This window comes from uncultured Methanofollis sp. (genome assembly GCF_937919355.1).
Classification (GTDB): domain Archaea; phylum Halobacteriota; class Methanomicrobia; order Methanomicrobiales; family Methanofollaceae; genus Methanofollis.
The window spans coordinates 1-2,430 of sequence record NZ_CALFSA010000156.1; the positions used below are offsets into that span (position 1 = coordinate 1).

Consider the following 2,430-nt stretch of genomic DNA (forward strand, 5'->3'; position numbering starts at 1 on the left):
CCGAACCCGTCGCCTTCGACGCCCGCGTCATCCCGGCGACGCCGGCGTACGCCGCGGAGTACCTTGCGATGCGCCAGGCCGAGGCGTGGCGGAACCACATCAATGCCTACTGCCAGGCCGCACTGCAGGACGAGGGCCTCACTTCCCGTACGGCGGCGGTGCGCCTCCTCGGCATGAAGGCCGAAGATATGCACGACCTGATGTTCTCCCGCGGCGTCAACCTCGCCGAGACCCCGGCCTGGCAGAGGCGCGGCACGCTCGTGCGGCGCGGGAGATACACAAAAGAGGGGATGAACCCGATAACCGGGGAAAAAGTGATCGTCGAGAGGCAGGGCGTCGTTGTCGACGGGGACCTGCCCCTCTTCTCGGCCCCGGAGGGCCTCTCCTACCTCTCCTCACTCATCGGCCCGTGAGATGCCCATGTGCATCGGCACGCCCTCGACCTCCCACTCTGAGGTGAGTTCCCAGGTGCCGGCCAGGGCGGCGCCCTCATGGACGTCGAGTTTCTTGGCGCGCACCTCGCCCGAGATCACGTCAGACCACCCGGCGACGAGGCCGGCGATCCGCGCGTCGGCGACCGCGATCTCTGCGGCGATGTTCTCCTCGACCTTGAGGTCGCGCTGCCGCCGCATCTCCTGGAGACGGCGGATCACCTCGCGGGCATAACCCTCGGCCTCGAGTTCGGGCGTGAGGGCCACGTCGACATAGACGGTTGCGTCCGGCATCTGCGCGGCAAAGACGTCCGCGGGGAGTTCCTCGGTGAAGGTCACCATCTCGGGAGTGACCTCGTACGCCCCCGCGGTCGCCGTGCCGTTCTCGGCGAGTGCGGCCTTCATTGTGTTCCCGTCGGCCGCCTCGACCGCCGCCTTCACCTTCGGGGCTTCCCTGCCGAACTTCGGCCCGAGCACCCGCATCACCGGTTCGGCCTTCCAGCCGATCCTCTCCCAGCGCCCGGCGACGACGGTGACGGCCTTTGCATTCGCCCTCGTGCAGCAGAGGGCGTTGAGGCGTGTGATTGCCTCCTGCACCGCGGCCGAGGAGGTGACGACGACGACCTCGCCGACAGGCCAGCGGAGTTTCCTCTTCCCGTCCTGCCGTGCGGTTGCCGTGGAGTCGTCGAAGGCCTGCACGACAGCCATCGCCGTCTCCAGACCGGTGTCGATGAGGGCGGCCTTCGCCTCCGGCCAGTCGAGCATGTGGACGCTCTCCGGGTCGCCGCTGCAGCGCAGGTTCCCGTAGATCGCCTCGGTCAGGTGCGGGGTGAAGGGCGAGAGGAGCTGGCAGAGGCGACGGAGGACATAGTACACCGTCTCGTAGGCGTACCTCTTCTCGGGTGCGTCTTCCTCAAGCCACATCCGCGGCCGCACGAGCTGGAGGTACCAGCGGGAGACGTCCTCCAGGATGAAGGTGATGAGGGACCGGGTGATCTTGTGGAGGTTGAACTCCGCGAAGTCGGCGTTGATCTCCTCCGTGAGGGTGTTGACCCGGGAGAGGATCCACCTGTCCTCGTCGGGCATGGCGGCGACCATCCCGGCCACCGCGGCCTCGTCCCAGCGGCCGTCGGCCGTCTGTGCGGGCGCGAAGGTGTCCAGGGCCATGTACGGCAGGGGGAAGCGGTAGACGTTCCAGAGGATGTTCAGGGTCCTGTTGACCGTCTTCACGCCCTCCCAGTTGAACTTCATGTCGTCCCAGGGGGCGTTTGTCGAGAGGACGTACAGGCGCAGCACGTCCACGCCGCACTTCTCGATGACCTCTCCGGGCGTCACGACATTGCCGAGACTCTTCGACATCTTCTTCCCCTCAGAGTCGAGGGTGAAGCCGTGCATCAGGACCGACTTGTACGGCGCCCGGCCGAAGGCGACCATCGAGGCGCCGAGTTGTGAGTAGAACCAGCCGCGGGTCTGGTCCTGCCCCTCGGCGATGAAGTCGGCCGGCCAGTAGCGGTCGAAGTCCTCTCTCTTCGCCGGGAACCCGAGGGTCGCCCAGGAGGCGACGGCCGAGTCGAACCAGACATCGAAGATGTCGGAGACCCGGTGCATCGTGCCGCCGCAGGTGCACGGGATGGTCACCGTGTCCACGTACGGGCGGTGCGGGTCCTTCACTTCCATGCCGCTCGCCTCTTCGAGTTCGGCGACCGTGCCGATGACCCGGCGGTTCTCGCAGGTGTCGCACTGCCAGACCGGGATCGGGATGCCCCAGTAGCGCTGGCGGGAGATGCACCAGTCACGTGCCTCTTTCACCCAGTCGTGGAAGCGGGCGCTCCCGGCCCATTCGGGGTACCACTGCACCTTCGCCGTCTCTTCGAGGAGTCTGTCCCGCATCTCCGCGGCCTTGATGAACCACTGTTCGGTGGCGCGGTAGATGATCGGGGTCTTGCACCGCCAGCAGTGGCCGTACCTGTGGGTGATCGTCCCCTGGTGGAGGAGGTGG

At 67.0% G+C, this 2,430-nt stretch carries 1 protein-coding gene and 1 pseudogene; one reads left to right on the plus strand and one right to left on the minus strand.

Annotation, left to right across the window (positions count from 1 at the left end; all coding sequences use genetic code 11):
- Positions 1 to 413: pseudogene (locus Q0520_RS07680) on the plus strand (tRNA 5'-guanylyltransferase); the annotation flags it as partial.
- Here Q0520_RS07680 and Q0520_RS07685 read toward each other — a convergent pair.
- A partial coding sequence (locus Q0520_RS07685) for a class I tRNA ligase family protein (RefSeq protein WP_298668434.1) occupies positions 396 to 2,430 on the minus strand: 2,035 nt, incomplete at its 5' end. The pseudogene Q0520_RS07680 and the gene Q0520_RS07685 sit on opposite strands and share 18 nt — an antisense overlap.